A 13,887-nucleotide genomic window follows, 5' to 3' on the forward strand; every position below is an offset into this window, starting at 1 on the left:
ACGCATTTTGTTGCTGTGCTTTTTTATAAGTGTCGTGTGCCTGTTGTGAGAGGGTTCTGACATCGCCGCGGGGATTGAGGGAAGGGATATGGCATTAGAAAAATCATGCTGCACAACTAGAGTGGCTATTTTAGTTAGTGCTATTTCTTCGTTTGTTATTACCTTGGGTTGGCTTTCGCTATTTGTTTATTTTGGACCTAACCCATTTTCTGACTTCAGTTTTTCTGGGTATTTTCCTCTATCATATGCATCAGAAATAGACAGGCCTGCTACTTATAGCTTTTTGAGCCAGTTGATGGGCAGTGAAAGAGATAGCAATATTCAAGAGCTTTGGGGTTTTCAATCAGGATTGTATCAGACAATTATTACATTTCTGATTGCAATTAACGGTTTGATAGCCGCAATATCAGTTATTTATATAAAAAGTACGTCAGAAGAAAAAGCTGAAGACATAACAAAGAAATATATAGCGAGTGATTATTTTGATGTTTTACTCTCAAGGAAGTTATCGTCATTGAGTGAGAGTACTTTTCAAGAAGCACAAAAAGATTTTGAGAGTTCGGCTGAAAAAATATATGGCGCTCTGGATGCCTTGGAACGGTTGGAAAAAGAAAACGGAGAGCTGAAACAGCAGTTGAGAGTGGTTTCTGAAAAAGTTGCCAAACTTGATGATGGGGACTCTGAGGGTAAGAGTTTTAGCCTGACAAAAGGAGCTAAGTGATGGCGTTTATTAAACGTTCGGAACGGAAAAGCCGAAAGCCACCAGAGTTTGAAGACTTGACGACGCCTGAAGACCTCATCGCTTTGGCTGAAAAAAAAGGCTTAGAAACTAATCCTGTAAGTGTTTCGGAGTTAGCTAGCGAGCTTGGCATATCGGTGCGTTTCGAACCAATGCCTGATGATGATTCAGGGAGCCTTAAGAAAGAAAGAAAAACTGGCAACTGGATTATGACCGTAAACTCTCTGCATCATCCCCATCGTCAGCGTTTTACTATAGCTCATGAAATTGCACATCGAATAAGACATGCGGCTAATAGCGATTCTTTTGAAGACAAAACATTCTTTAGAAATGGTGAAAGTAACTGGATGGAAGCAGAGGCTAACCAGTTTGCCGCTGCACTGTTGATGCCAGAAAAATATTTTAATTATTTCATTGAAAACGAGTCTTCAACAGTAGAAGATGTTGCGAAATATTTTCAGGTTTCATCTATGGCAGTCAGGATTAGAGCGAAGAATCTTGGTTACGAAGGGCATAATTTATGAGTGACTTCCTCTATTTTCCTTTGATAAAGACTAGAGATGCTGAACTGCGTTGCTTTGGTAATATTGACGCCGAGTCATTTGGTAAGATGTTACCAATATATGAGCTGACAAAGTCGCGTAAAACAAAGAAAGCTCCTGATGGCGATATTTATCGGCGTATGAAGCAGATTGGAGAAATACAAGAAGATAGACCGTTTATTCTGGATTTGTGTACGGATAGCAAGTATATAAATCCACAGATTGAACAGTTGCTATCTGAGCAACATGGTTTCAGGGATTGGCAATATTTTATTTTTGATCTCCATAACGACCTTAACATTATCCCAATGGTGCATCTTTACGAGGATGATCAAGGCGTGATGCCAGATGTGGAGAAATTTGTACAAGCAGCATCTCTCCAAACTGATTTTTTAGCAGTACGTATGCCGTATGACCTTGGTGGGGAAGAGATTGGGTATTACCTGAATCCCATTGTCAAAAATATGGCTGATGGCTGTAAATTGTATGTGGTTATAGATGCCGGTTTTGTAAGAGAAGAGCCAGTAAGAAGTGTTGTTGATGCGTTTTTATACACTTGCTCTGGCGTAGAGGCTTTCGAGGAAAAAATAGAAGACGTAGTTATGTTGTGCACCAGTTTCCCTTCTAGTCCGGCTAATGAAGGGGGGGATGACATGGATGGTTCGTTTAGAATCTATGAAGAGGAGATTTTCCAGAAGCTGAAAGGAGATTTTCCGGTTAAGTATGGTGACTACGCTTCGATTAATACTGAGCAGATAGAGATGAAGGGTGGTACATTTGTTCCCAGAATAGATATAGCTTCTTTGGATGGCATGCACTTTACCTATAAAAGGCATCGGCGGCATAGTGGTGGATATGTCCGTTGTGCTAAACACACTTTGAGCGATAGCGAAAATTATACCCCCTTGGGCGTATGGGCTGATGAAGAAATTAGCCGTGCTGCGTCTTCCAAACCTTCTGGTATCAGCCCTGCTTTTTGGATATCAGTGCGCATGAACTATTATATAGAAACTAGGCTAATGTTAAGATCGCGTGAGTGTTTTTTTGATTAGTGTTGATGGTGGTGTTTTTGTGATGGTATAAATATCATCGGCGTTGATGGTGCTAGTGGTTTCTTGCCTCAAGATTCTAGAAACCACCCCATATTTCTCCTCGAAATCCATTCGCGAGATATTTCTTATCTCGCCAACTTTCTTTCCTTTGGCCAAGTTTTCGCAAAGCTCGCTTTTGGATTTTGATTTGTTGTTGCTATTTAATTTCCTTAGTTTGGTGGCGCTGAGTGTGCTAGCTAGTGACAATTTATCATGCATTTTAAAGTGCTTTGACTTTCTCACTTTTATGATCTTTTTGTTCTCTGCCAGCATTATTCCGAATTCTCTAGGTATGCTTTTTCTTACCTCATTTAGGTTTTCTTTTTCGCAAACAATAAAGCAGTAGTCAAAAAATTTTTTGTAGCTTTCAGTTTGGTAGCCGAGTCGTTTCACGTTATCGCTAGAGCCCTTTATCTCAAATGCGCTTAGATAGCCTGATTCTAAAAGTGCTATGTCGGCTCTTCTTTCTCCAAATTGAAAAGGCACCTCAGCACCTAATGTATATTCTTGGTGCTCTTCCATAATGTGTTTTACTAGTATTATTTTTATTTCAAGCTCTGTCATAACGATGTTCTGTGTCTTTGTCTGGATTCTTCATGATATTTTCATTAAATGAATTTTCGTTCGATGGCTTGGGAGGTGTAAGCGCTATGGTATCAGGTATTGAGAATGCTGGGCTACAGTTATTTCAAGTTCCTTGCTTGACTTTATTTTGTTGTTTTCTCTTTTGGTGATAGGGTTTGGTTTGATTTTTATTGGAAGTCGTATGCTTTTTTTCTATATGGCAGTGTGGTGAACCTGTGTTGTCGAAGACGAGCCACTCTCGTCATCCGAACACAGAGTCGCACTAATTATGGAATGGTTGCACTGAAAGTCACATTGGCAGCCGGGAGGACGCCATGATGGCCCTGCGGGGTGATGGCCGGTTTCACTGCCACGTTGGTCATCTGGTTGATACTGGTACTGCTCCTGGCGACGGGTATGTCCCTTGATAAGCTGGATAAACGTCATGACCTAGCAGCCCAAAACCGGGTTGGCGCGGTGTTGCTGTCTCGTGAGCCCGACCGTCAATCTAGTTGCTGATGAGCCATTGACGAAATTTGGGCAGGCTCCGAGCCACCGGCGGCAGGCAGGTTGCCATGATCAGGGCGGATGCGGTGGCGTACAGGGTCCACTCCCCGAGGTCGGCGCGCACCCCCCAGAAGAAGTGCAGCAGTATCAGCCCCAGGATGGGGTAGGAGAGCTTGTGCAGTGGCTTCCAGCGCTTGTCCAGCCGGCGCATTGACCAGCGGTTCGAGGTTGCGCCCAGGGCCGCCAGGCCTATCAGGGCGGGCAGGCCGGCGAGGATGGGGGATGAGGGACAGACTCCCCTTCTGTTACATGGGATGATGGCGGGGTCACGGCCTCCCCGGTCATCTCGTTGGCATGGGTGCTGCGGCCAGCGGCGGGCATCACCCCTTGGGGAGCACTGAGGGCCTGGCCCTTTAACCTCCACGGATCATTAACAGCTTAGTGACCTCATGAATATTCCCATTGAAAACACGTCTTCCTCGGATGTGTCGTGCGCAAACTGCAAGGCGTGCTGCTGTCGCCTCGAGGTCATGATCATTTCCGATACGGGCGTGCCGGAGGAGTTTATCCTGCGCGACCAGTACGGCGGTGAGACGATGAAGCGACTCGACGATGGCTGGTGCGCGGCCTTGGATAGGGAAACCTATATGTGCACCATTTACGAAAACCGGCCGTGGATATGCCGGGAGTTCGAGATGGGCTCTTATGAGTGCCTGGATGAGCGCGTGAAGTTTTTATAAGGCAGGGGTGAACATCTCGCAGGAGCCCCTTGGGGAAAGCCCCCACGTCAGGCCCTGGACGTGGGCACGTTCTCAGGGGCTGATGGTGCCGGCGAGTCCCCGCTGTCCATCAGGCGCTGGCGAGTCGTTGACGCAGCCTGGGAAGGCGGCTGGCCACCGGCGGCAGGCGGGTCGCCATGATCAGGGCAGACGCTGTGGCGTACAGGAACCACTCCCCGAGATCGGCACGCACCCCCCAGAAGAAGTGCAGCAGTATCAGCCCCAGGATGGGGTAGGAGAGCTTGTGCAGCGGCTTCCAGCGCTTGCCGAGCCGGCGCATCGACCAGCGGTTCGAGGTCGCGCCCAGGGCCGCCAGGCCGATCAGGGCGAGCATGCCGACGACAATGTAGGGGCGCTTGACCAGCTCGCTGCCGAGCATGGCCCAGTCGAGCCCCAGGATGAACAGCGCGTAGCTGAGCAGGTGCAGGGTGGCGTAGGCCAGCGTCCAGAGGCCGAGCTGCCGGCGAATCAGCGCAAAGCCCTTCCAACGTGTGAGCTTGGTGAGCGGCGTCAGGCACAGGGTGAGCAGCAGCATCCAGAGCCCCCCCAGGCCGATATTCAGCAGCAGGTAGCGCCCCGGTTCGGGGCCGGCGGCGTTGCTGGCGACCTGCCAGCCCCACATTACCAGGGGCGCCAGCGCCGCCAGGAACACGCCGATGCGCCATAGCTGCCATTTGCGCTGGGCGGCCATCAGAAGTGCTTCCGCAGATCCATGCCCGCGTACAGCTCGGCCACCTCGTCGGCGTAGCCGTTGAACATGCGGGTATCGAGGGTGTTGGGGTTGAACAGGCTGTTGGGCAGGCGCCGTTCGGTGGCCTGGCTCCAGCGCGGGTGGTCGACCTCGGGATTGACGTTGGCGTAGAAGCCGTACTCGTCCGGGGCGATCCGCTGCCAGGAGTTGACGGGCTGCTCCTCCACCAGCGAGATACGCACGATCGACTTGATGCTCTTGAAGCCGTATTTCCAGGGCACCACCAGCCGCAGGGGCGCGCCGTTCTGGTTGGGCAGCTCGCGGCCGTACATGCCGAGTGCCAGCAGCGTCAGCGGGTGCATGGCCTCGTCCAGTCGCAGCCCTTCCACGTAGGGCCAGTCGATCAGCGAGAAGGCGGAGTCTTGGGCGGGCATCTGCTCGGGGTCGACCAGGGTCTCGAAGCGCACGTACTTGGCCTTGCTGGTGGGCTCGGCGCGCTGGATGACGTCGGCCAGCGAGATGCCCAGCCAGGGAATCACCATCGACCACGCCTCGACGCAGCGCAGGCGATAGATGCGCTCCTCGAATCGGGAGGGGCTGGCGAAGTCTTCCAGGTTGAAGCGGCCGCCGTTATTCACCTCGCCGTCGATCACCACGCTCCACGGCTGGGTCTCCAGGCGGTCGGCGTGGCGGGCCGGGTCGGACTTGCTCGAGCCGAACTCGTAGAAGTTGTTGTAGCCGCTGGCGTCGCGGAACGGGGCGATCGCGTCCGTCTCGGGGTCGGCCGGCACGACGGCGCGCCGGCGGGAGCTATCGATCTTGCCCTGCAGCCAGGCCGGAGCGTCGCCGTCGGGTACATCCGAGTAGTCGGCGCTGGCCTTGGCCGTGCCGGAGAGGGCGAGCCCCGCCCCCAGGCCTGCCAGGCCGCCCATGAAGCGGCGACGGGAGAGGTAGACGGATTCCGGTGTCACATCGGATTCGCGCAGGTCGCTGGGCTTGGCGATTTTTATCAGCATGTGATGCCTCCACTGGCGCCGAACGTTGACGCGGCAAGTTTCCGGCATCGTGACACGCGGGCCTCGTCAAACCGCTGACGCCAAGATGACAGCTTTGTAATGATGGCCAGAGGCCGGGGCCCGCATTGCGCCCTCCATCGTGTGGCTACACTGAAAGTCACACCGACATGCGGGAGGACGCCATGAGCAATCGCCTGTTACGCGGGTTGATGGCCGGGTTCACGGCCACCCTGGTCATCTCGCTGATCCTGATTCTGCGCCTGGCGGCGGGAATCATGCCCTGGTACAACCCCATCGAAGTCATGAACCTGGCCGCTCAGGACCTGCTCGGCTCGCCGGACAGCCGGATGCTGGCCTGGGGCATCCATTTCGCCGTGGGTACGCTGATCTGGGGGCTGCTGTTCGCGCTGCTGGTTCCCTACCTCCCCGGTCGCACGCCCACGCGGCGCGGGCTGGAGTTCGGCGTCGGCAGCTGGCTGGTGGTGATGGTCACGGTCTTTCCCCTGGCGGGCTCCGGCTTCTTCGGTCTGGGCCTCGGTCTGGTGGCGCCGCTCTTCATGCTGATTGCCCACCTCGTCTTCGGGGCGGTGATCGGGTCCGTCTACGGCTGGGGGAGGGGCGTGGTCTAGCCTCGGGAAAGGCGGTAATGCGTGGCAGGGCGACGCCGCTATCGCCCTCGGGTAGCGGCGCTGCAAATCGACGCCGTGCGGGCGGCCGCTTGCCTGCGTGAGTCTCGCGTGGCTACCAGCGAGCCGCCACGCAATTTCTGCCGTCGTCTTTAGCCTGGTACATGGCGGCGTCGGCGCGCTGGGTCACGGCCGAAATGTTCGCATCGCTCGGGCGAAAGCGGGTGACGCCGATGCTCACCGTGAAGTGGAAGGGGAGCTCCTGTGCGTCGACCGTTGCCTCGGCGATCCGGCGCAGCAGGCGCCAGGCGACGCTCTCGGCCTCTTCGTGGGCCATGTCGGGCATGATCACCATGAACTCCTCCCCGCCGGTGCGGCAGGGCAGGTCGCTGGGGCGCAGGTTGTCGCGCAGGGTGTTCGCCAACAGTTTCAGGCCCTTGTCGCCCTCGGCGTGGCCCAGGCTGTCGTTGATGGCCTTGAAGCGATCGATGTCGATCATCAGCAGGGCCGCCTCGAACTCCCCGTCCTCGACCGATCGGGCGACCCTCTGGGCAGCCTCCTCGAAGGAGCGGCGGTTGGCCAGCCCGGTCAAGGGATCGGTGCTGGCCTGGTGGGCCCAGAAGGCCTGCTGGCGTTTCTGCCGGGTAACGTCGCGATACGCCCAGAGGTGGCCGTGGTACTCGTCGGCGACGAACAGTGGCGTATAGGCGCGCTCGAGGAAGCGACCGTTGGCCATGGCCAGCAGGTCGCGGGTCTGCTTGCGCCGCGTTACGACGAGCTCCTCGATCCGCGCAACGAAGGCGTCCGGTTCCGTGAAGTATCCCTTGGTGGACTGCGCCGCCTCGCGACAGTCCATTCCGGCGAGGCTCTCGGGAGGCGCCTCGATGCCAAAGAGGTCGCAGAAGGCCTGGTTGGCCACGATGACACGGCGATGCTCGTCCTCGAGCAGCAGCCCGAGATCCAGTCCCTCGATGACCACTTCCAGCTGACGGTGGGAGACGCGCTGTGCGCCCTCCAGCACCTTGCGCGAGGTGATGTCGAGTTCGCCCATCACGATCATCGGCCGGCCCGTCTCGGGATCGGTGGCATGGCACATGTCGACATGGTGCCAGCGCGCGCCATCGTTGAGGCGCATGATCGCTTCCAGCGAGCAGCGTGACTCCTGCTCCAGCTGGGGGAGCAGCCGCTCGGCCAGGTCGCGGTCGGTGAAGCAGTCGTGAAAGGAGGCGAGCGCCCCGCGTGCCTCGAGGGCGGCCGGGTTGCGCACCAGCAGGCGTCCCTTGTCATCGAATACGGAGACCATCATCGACGAGTGCCTGACGGCCTCGAGGGCGCGCAGGCTGGAGGCATCCAGTGAAACGGCGCTATCAACGCCCTCCACCAGCATGCCGCTACGCCCATCGCTCATCACCAGGTGGCTGCAGCGGCAGTGCAAGGAAACGGCCTGGCCACCGGGGTAGAAGCTCCAGTGTTCATCGATCACCTCGCCGCCGGTCAGGCGCGGCAGGTAATCCGCGAGGCGGCGTCGCGTCGCCTCGCTCATCGTCGGGGAGAAATCCCGGTTATAGAGTTCCTGCGGCGCCTCTGCCTCCCAGAATCTCAGCGCCGCGGCATTGGCGTAGCGCATCTTTTCCTGCTCGATATCGAAGATCCAGACGGGGGTATGGAGCCGATCGAGCAGGGCGTCGTCGCCGAAAACCACCGCTTGGGGCGCGTCTTGGAAGATGGTCATAGAAGCGGAAGGCCCTTGGAAGTTGCCGTGATTCTCCGCCACGGACGGTCCATCGTCGCGGATATTTTTCGATTAGCTAACTGTGACATTACCATCGAATGAGCAACGCGGCAGCCACACGCCGCCGCCGCTAACGCGACCCCGATCAACGTTATGGCGATGGCTGACCCGGGCGACGGTCGCCGCGCTGGCGGGCCGATCCCGCCACCAGCGGCTAGGCTGGGGAGGAGTCGCGGCGGAGGAGACGACGATGCTCAAGGCGGTACTGCTCGATATCAGCGGGGTGTTGACCGAGGACGGCGAGGCCCTGCCCGGCGCCGTGGAGGCGGTGGCGCGGCTCGCGTCGAGCGGGTTTCGTTTGCGCTTTCTCACCAACACCTCGCGCAAGACCTCGGCGGCGGTCTGCGAGGAGCTCAAACGCCTGGGTTTCGACGTGGCGCCGGAGCAGGTCTTCACCGCGCCCGGGGCGATCCGCCGCCATCTCGAGCGCCATCGGCTCCGTCCCTATCTGCTGATCCACGAGAACCTTGAGCCGGAGTTCGCCGACCTGCCCGGGGACGCGCCCAACGCCGTGGTGCTCGGCGACGCCGAGCAGCGCCTGGACTACGCCCACCTCGATGAGGCCTTCCGGCTGCTGCTGGAGGGCGCACCGCTGATCGCCGTAGGCACCAATCGCTACTTTCGCGAAAATGGCACCCTGCATCTGGACGCGGGCCCCTTCGTGCGTGCCCTGGAGGTCGCCGCCGGCAGCGAGGCGCGGATTCTCGGCAAGCCGTCGGGCGACTTCTTTCGCGCCGTGCTCGAGGAGGCCGGGGTGGAACCCGGCGAGGCGCTGATGGTGGGCGATGACGTGGAGTGCGACGTGCTCGCGGCCATGGAGGTCGGCCTCGAGGCGTGTCTGGTGCGCTCGGGCAAGTATCGCCAGGGCGACGAGGCCCGGGCGCCCGAGGCCCGCTGCGAGGCGAGCCTGGCCGCGCTGGTCGAGGCGCTGCTCGACGCGCCCTGAGGCGCGCCGGATCGGGCCTAGAACTCCTCCCATTCGTCGGTCTGCGCTGCCGTCACGGGCCTGGCGGCCGGGCGTGCCGCCGGGCGGGCCGCGGGGCGTTGTTCGCTTCGAGGCGCGGCCATCTTCCGCTGCTCCTCGCCGAGCACGAAGGAGTCGACCAGCTGGCTGAGACGCTGGGCGTGATCCTTCATCTCGCCGGCAGACGACGAGGACTGCTGCACCATCGCCGCGTTCTGCTGAGTCATCGTATCCATCTCCGCCACGGCGGTATTGATCTGGCCGATACCGTTGCTCTGTTCCTTGGCGCCGGCACTGATCTCGGCGATGACGTCGGTCACCCGCGCCACGCTTGCCACGATGTCCTTCATGGTCTGCCCGGCGGAGCGCACGAGTTCGGCGCCCGAGTGGGTATGTGACGTCGAGGCATCGATCAGCTGGCGGATCTCCTGGGACGCCTCGCTGGAGCGGCTGGCCAGCGTGCGCACTTCCTCGGCGACCACGGCGAATCCGCGACCGTGCTCACCGGCGCGGGCGGCCTCGACCGAGGCGTTCAGGGCCAGGATGTTGGTCTGGAAGGCAATCGAGTCGATCATCGTGATGATGTCGCTGATCTTCGCCGACGACGCGTTGATGTCGCTCATCGTGCGCTCGACCTGATCCATCGCGGCCTCGCCCTGGCGGGCCACCTCCGCGGTGGACTGCACCAGCTGGTTCGCCTGGGAGGCCGACTCGGCGCTGTGATTGACGGTTGCGGTGATCTCCTCCATGGAGGCGGAGGTCTCCTGCAGGTTGGCGGCCGACTGCTCGGTGCGCGTCGCCAGCTCCTCGCTGCTCTGGCTGATTTCTCCGGCCGCCTGATAGACGCTGTAGGTGGTGCCGCGCACTTCGCGAAGGGTCTGCTGCATGCGCGCCACGAAGGCGTTGAACTGCGTGGCCAGCTCGCTCAGCTCGTCGCGGCCGCTGTCGTTGAGGCGGCGTGTCAGGTCGCCCTCGCCGGCGGCGATGTTTTCCATGGCGGTCACGGTGTTCTTGATCGGGCGGGTGATCGTGCGCGACAGCCAGTAGGCCACGATCATGCCGGCACCCAGCGTCAGCGCGGCGATCAGCAGCGCGGCGTTGCGGGCCAGATCCATGGCGGCGACGTAGTTGGTGCGATCCAGGGCGATCTCGACGACGCCGATGGGCGTTCCCGCGTAGTCCTTCACGACGTGGCCCATGACGGCCAGGGGCGTGCCGTCCCGCTCGGCGTAGTGCATCTCGCTCTCCCCCTCGAAGGCGCCCTGGAGCGTCGAGTCGGGCAGCAGGCCGCTGCCCTCCAGGCTCGAGGCGTAGGATGAGAAGCCGCCGGCTGTTTTCAGGTGCAGCCCGGCCTCGACGCCATACTGATCGGCGAAGCTTTCGAAGAAGCCTTGTCCCAGGCTCATGCCGAATTCGAGCGATCCTACGTGCTCGTCGCGATGAAAGACCGGGACGAGGCCGCGGATGCCCAGCCCCGCCACGCCCTGATCGACGCCCGAGACGGGCGCTTGAGTGCGATTGGTCTCGACGATGGTCGGGCGCAGCGCGCTGAGGTCGTCGCCGAACTTCTCGGGCTTATGGACCCTCAACAGCGAGGTCGCGGGAGGCAGGTGGAACTGGAACTGTCGGACGCCCCCTTCCTTCAGGGTGGCGAAGCCCGGCTCGAACAGCGCGGCGAGCCTGTCCCGATCCTTGCCGGCGAGCGCCGCCTGCACGTCGGGAATGCCGGAGGCCAGGTGACTCATCGAGGTGGCGAGGCGCGCCTCGGCGGCCAGCTTGGCGCTGAAGCTTTCTTGCAGGGACTCGAGTTCACGCTGCTCGGCCTGCTCGATAACGCTTCCGATGCGGTTCAACAGAAACGGGACGATGATGGCAATCGCGAGCAACAACACGACGGCTAGGCTCGCGATGATGCGTAACTTAATGGAATGGTTGTTTAGCTTCATTGGGTTTACCGGGAGTCGTCATAAGCATGGGCGTGACCATCTAGTATTCTTGTTGGCCGGGGAGGGGGAGCTGAATGTAAGTTATTGGAAAAAGCTTATAACTTTATCGGCTTAACTAAAGTTTTCTTTAACGGAAAATGCCCGCTAAGGCGTGATCGCCCCGGGGCACGAGGCAGGCTCCCGCCCGCCACAGGTTGATAGCACGCTAACGCGTCCCCATATCGAACCTCAGCTACACGATTCGCCACCGAGGAGGGCCCATGAGCCAAGGCAATGACTACACTCCGCCGAAGATCTGGAGCTGGGAAAAGGCCAGCGGCGGCACCTTCGCCAGCGTCAATCGCCCCGTCGCCGGGCCCACCCACGACCAGGCGCTGTCGGTCGGGGAGCACCCCTTCCAGCTCTACTCCATGGGCACACCCAACGGCGTGAAGGTCACGGTGATGTTCGAGGAGCTGCTGGCGCTCGGGCACCAGCAGGCCGAGTACGACGCCTGGCTGGTCCGCATCGGCGAGGGCGACCAGTTCGGCAGCGGCTTCGTCGAGATCAATCCCAACTCGAAGATCCCCGCGCTGGTCGATCGCAGCGGCGACGAGCCGGTACGGGTGTTCGAGTCCGGCGCCATCCTGCTGTATCTGGCCGAGCGCTTCGGCGAGTTCCTGCCAAGCGAGCACGGCGCGCGCACCGAGACGCTCAACTGGCTGTTCTGGCAGATGGGCAGCGCACCCTTCCTGGGTGGCGGCTTCGGCCACTTCTACGCTTATGCGCCCGAGCCGCTGGAGTACCCCATCGATCGCTACGCCATGGAGGCCAAGCGCCAGCTCGACGTGCTGGATCGCCGCCTGGCCGAGACGCGCTACCTGGCCGGCGACACCTACACCATCGCCGACATGGCCGCCTGGCCCTGGTACGGCCAGCTGGTGCTGGGGCGTCTTTATGACGCCGCCGAGTTCCTGCAGGTGCAGGAGTACGAGCACGTGATGCGCTGGGCCAAGGAGATCGATGCCCGCCCGGCGGTGCAGCGCGGGCGCATGGTCAACCGCACCTTCGGCGAGCCGGCCATGCAGCTCCATGAGCGCCACGACGCCAGCGATTTCGAGCACAAGACGCAGGACGTTATAAGCTCTTAACCTTCCAGTCGTTGCACACCGAGCGCCGTGGGCCTAAGGTCCGCGGCGCTCTTACTTTTGACGAGGTCCCTATGTCGACGCTCCTGACACCCCTGTGGCACGGCTATCGCGATGCCTCGCTGATCCTGCGCGTGAGCATCGCCCTGGTGCTGGGCGTGGTGGTCGGCCTGGTCGGCGGGCCCACGGTGGCCGAATGGCTGTCCCCGCTGGGTGAGCTGCTGATGCGGCTGTTGAAGTTCATCATCCTGCCCATCGTGCTGTTCACCCTGATGGCCGGGATCAACCAGGGCCGGGCCGGCAGCCTCGGGCGGATCGGCCGCAAGGTGTTTCTCTACTACCTGGCCACCTCGGCGCTGGCCATCGCCGTGGGTCTTGCCGTCGCGACCCTGCTGTCGCCGGGGGAGGGCATGTCGCTCGAGGGCGCAGGCTCGGTCTCGGTGCCCGATAACCCCGGCATCCTCTCGGTGGTGCTTGGCATCGTGCCGAACAACATCGTCGCCGCCTTCGCCGAGCAGGATCTGCTGGGCATCATCTTCGTCGCGATGGTCTTCGGCCTGGCCGTGGCGAAGATGCGCCAGTCCGAGTCCCAGGCGGAACTGGGCGAGAAGCTCTATGGCCTGATCGAGGCGCTCAACGCCGCCACGCTCAAGGTGATGGGCGGCATCCTTCACGTCGTGCCGATCGGGGTCTTCGCCATCGTGGTCGGCACCGTCGCCGAACAGGGCCTTGCGACCCTGCTGTCGCTTGGCGACATGGTGGTGGTGCTCTACCTGGCACTGGGCGTGCAGCTGCTGGTCTACCTCGGCCTGCTCAAGGGCTTCGGCGTGCCGGCGCGGGCCTTCTTCCGCGAGGCGCGCACGCCCATGGCCACCGCCTTCGCCACCCAGAGCAGCTCCGGTACCCTGCCGCTGACCCTGGATGCCGCGAGCCGCCTGGGCCTGCCGCGCAGCCTCTACGGCTTCAGCCTGCCGCTGGGTGCGACGCTCAACATGGACGGGGCGGCGATCCGCATCGCCATCTCGGCGGTGTTCGCCGCCAACGTGATGGGCGCGCCGCTGGACTGGTCGAGCATGCTGCAGATCGTGGTGGTGGGTACGCTGATCTCGGTGGGCACCGCCGGGGTGCCCGGCGCCGGCATCGTGATGATCGCCACGGTGTTCTCCCAGGTGGGCCTGCCCATCGAGGCCGTGGCGCTGCTCACCGCCATCGATGCGCTGGTCGGCATGGGCTGCACGGCGCTCAACGTCACCGGCGACCTGGTCGGCACCGCCGTCATCGGCCGCAGCGAGGGCGAGCGCATCGAGTCTCGCGCCGAGCCGCAGGCGGCGGTCGCCGCTGGCCAGGGCGAGTAGCCCGGCCGCGCCCCGAGGCGGGGCGCACGTCGCGCCAAGGGCCGGGTCGCTCAGGCGGCCCGGCCTTTTTTCGGGCCATCGCAGGTCAGCGTGATACGGGTGAAATTCGCAGGAGCGCTGCCTGCAGCGCGAACCGCCGCGTAGCGGC

The 13,887-nt window shown here is 60.3% G+C and carries 14 protein-coding genes; 8 read left to right on the plus strand and 6 right to left on the minus strand.

All coding sequences use genetic code 11. The features are described 5' to 3' along the window. The first annotated feature begins 88 nt into the window (after positions 1–88). From RSO68_RS11495 to RSO68_RS11505, 3 genes are read left to right on the plus strand one after another with little or no spacing between them, the layout of a single operon-like run. Positions 89–721 carry a hypothetical protein gene (locus RSO68_RS11495; protein WP_315586679.1) on the plus strand — a complete coding sequence of 211 codons (633 nt, stop codon included), beginning with the start codon at positions 89–91 and terminating at the stop codon, positions 719–721. Beyond that, positions 721–1,263, plus strand: coding sequence for an ImmA/IrrE family metallo-endopeptidase (locus tag RSO68_RS11500; protein WP_315586680.1), 543 nt, complete (start codon positions 721–723; stop codon positions 1,261–1,263). Before RSO68_RS11495 ends, RSO68_RS11500 begins: the two co-directional genes overlap by 1 nt. Next, the gene (locus RSO68_RS11505; protein ID WP_315586681.1) at positions 1,260–2,333 is read left to right on the plus strand and encodes a beta family protein; all 1,074 of its coding nucleotides are present in this window, start codon (positions 1,260–1,262) and stop codon (positions 2,331–2,333) included. Before RSO68_RS11500 ends, RSO68_RS11505 begins: the two co-directional genes overlap by 4 nt. Here RSO68_RS11505 and RSO68_RS11510 read toward each other — a convergent pair. Beyond that, positions 2,304–2,936, minus strand: coding sequence for a sce7726 family protein (locus RSO68_RS11510; protein WP_315586682.1), 633 nt, complete (start codon positions 2,934–2,936; stop codon positions 2,304–2,306). The two genes, RSO68_RS11505 and RSO68_RS11510, sit on opposite strands and share 30 nt — an antisense overlap. A gap of 508 nt (positions 2,937–3,444) precedes the next feature. Further along, positions 3,445–3,654 carry a hypothetical protein gene (locus tag RSO68_RS11515; RefSeq protein WP_315586683.1) on the minus strand — a complete coding sequence of 70 codons (210 nt, stop codon included), beginning with the start codon at positions 3,652–3,654 and terminating at the stop codon, positions 3,445–3,447. 238 nt (positions 3,655–3,892) lie between these two features. Here RSO68_RS11515 and RSO68_RS11520 point away from each other — a divergent pair, with 238 nt between their 5' ends. Beyond that, positions 3,893–4,183: a YkgJ family cysteine cluster protein gene (locus tag RSO68_RS11520; protein ID WP_315586684.1), complete on the plus strand. Its 291-nt coding sequence runs from the start codon at positions 3,893–3,895 to the stop codon at positions 4,181–4,183. Between the two features lie 109 nt (positions 4,184–4,292). Here RSO68_RS11520 and msrQ read toward each other — a convergent pair whose 3' ends face one another. Then, positions 4,293–4,913: a protein-methionine-sulfoxide reductase heme-binding subunit MsrQ gene (gene msrQ, locus RSO68_RS11525; RefSeq protein ID WP_315586685.1), complete on the minus strand. Its 621-nt coding sequence runs from the start codon at positions 4,911–4,913 to the stop codon at positions 4,293–4,295. Further along, positions 4,913–5,929, minus strand: coding sequence for a protein-methionine-sulfoxide reductase catalytic subunit MsrP (gene msrP, locus RSO68_RS11530; protein ID WP_315586686.1), 1,017 nt, complete (start codon positions 5,927–5,929; stop codon positions 4,913–4,915). Before msrP ends, msrQ begins: the two co-directional genes overlap by 1 nt. A 182-nt stretch (positions 5,930–6,111) precedes the next feature. Between msrP and RSO68_RS11535 the strand changes: the two genes are divergently transcribed. Further along, on the plus strand, positions 6,112–6,558 hold the full coding sequence (locus tag RSO68_RS11535; protein ID WP_315586687.1) for a DUF6789 family protein: 447 nt from the start codon (positions 6,112–6,114) through the stop codon (positions 6,556–6,558). 112 nt (positions 6,559–6,670) lie between these two features. On the opposite strand, the gene RSO68_RS11540 is transcribed toward RSO68_RS11535, so the two are convergent. Then, complete coding sequence (locus tag RSO68_RS11540; protein WP_315586688.1) at positions 6,671–8,287, minus strand: sensor domain-containing diguanylate cyclase; 1,617 nt, start codon at positions 8,285–8,287, stop codon at positions 6,671–6,673. A gap of 250 nt (positions 8,288–8,537) precedes the next feature. Here RSO68_RS11540 and RSO68_RS11545 point away from each other — a divergent pair, with 250 nt between their 5' ends. Further along, positions 8,538–9,293 carry a TIGR01458 family HAD-type hydrolase gene (locus tag RSO68_RS11545; protein ID WP_315586689.1) on the plus strand — a complete coding sequence of 252 codons (756 nt, stop codon included), beginning with the start codon at positions 8,538–8,540 and terminating at the stop codon, positions 9,291–9,293. 17 nt (positions 9,294–9,310) lie between these two features. On the opposite strand, the gene RSO68_RS11550 is transcribed toward RSO68_RS11545, so the two are convergent. Next, the gene (locus RSO68_RS11550; RefSeq protein ID WP_315586690.1) at positions 9,311–11,203 is read right to left on the minus strand and encodes a methyl-accepting chemotaxis protein; all 1,893 of its coding nucleotides are present in this window, start codon (positions 11,201–11,203) and stop codon (positions 9,311–9,313) included. A 314-nt stretch (positions 11,204–11,517) separates the two neighbouring features. On the opposite strand from RSO68_RS11550, the gene yghU reads away from it, so the two are divergent. Both yghU and RSO68_RS11560 read left to right on the plus strand, forming a co-directional pair. Next, positions 11,518–12,387: a glutathione-dependent disulfide-bond oxidoreductase gene (yghU, locus tag RSO68_RS11555; RefSeq protein WP_315586691.1), complete on the plus strand. Its 870-nt coding sequence runs from the start codon at positions 11,518–11,520 to the stop codon at positions 12,385–12,387. Between the two features lie 71 nt (positions 12,388–12,458). Beyond that, positions 12,459–13,739, plus strand: coding sequence for a dicarboxylate/amino acid:cation symporter (locus RSO68_RS11560; protein ID WP_315586692.1), 1,281 nt, complete (start codon positions 12,459–12,461; stop codon positions 13,737–13,739). The last annotated feature ends 148 nt before the right edge of the window (positions 13,740–13,887 follow it).

This window comes from Halomonas saccharevitans (assembly GCF_032333995.1).
Lineage (GTDB): Bacteria > Pseudomonadota > Gammaproteobacteria > Pseudomonadales > Halomonadaceae > Halomonas > Halomonas saccharevitans.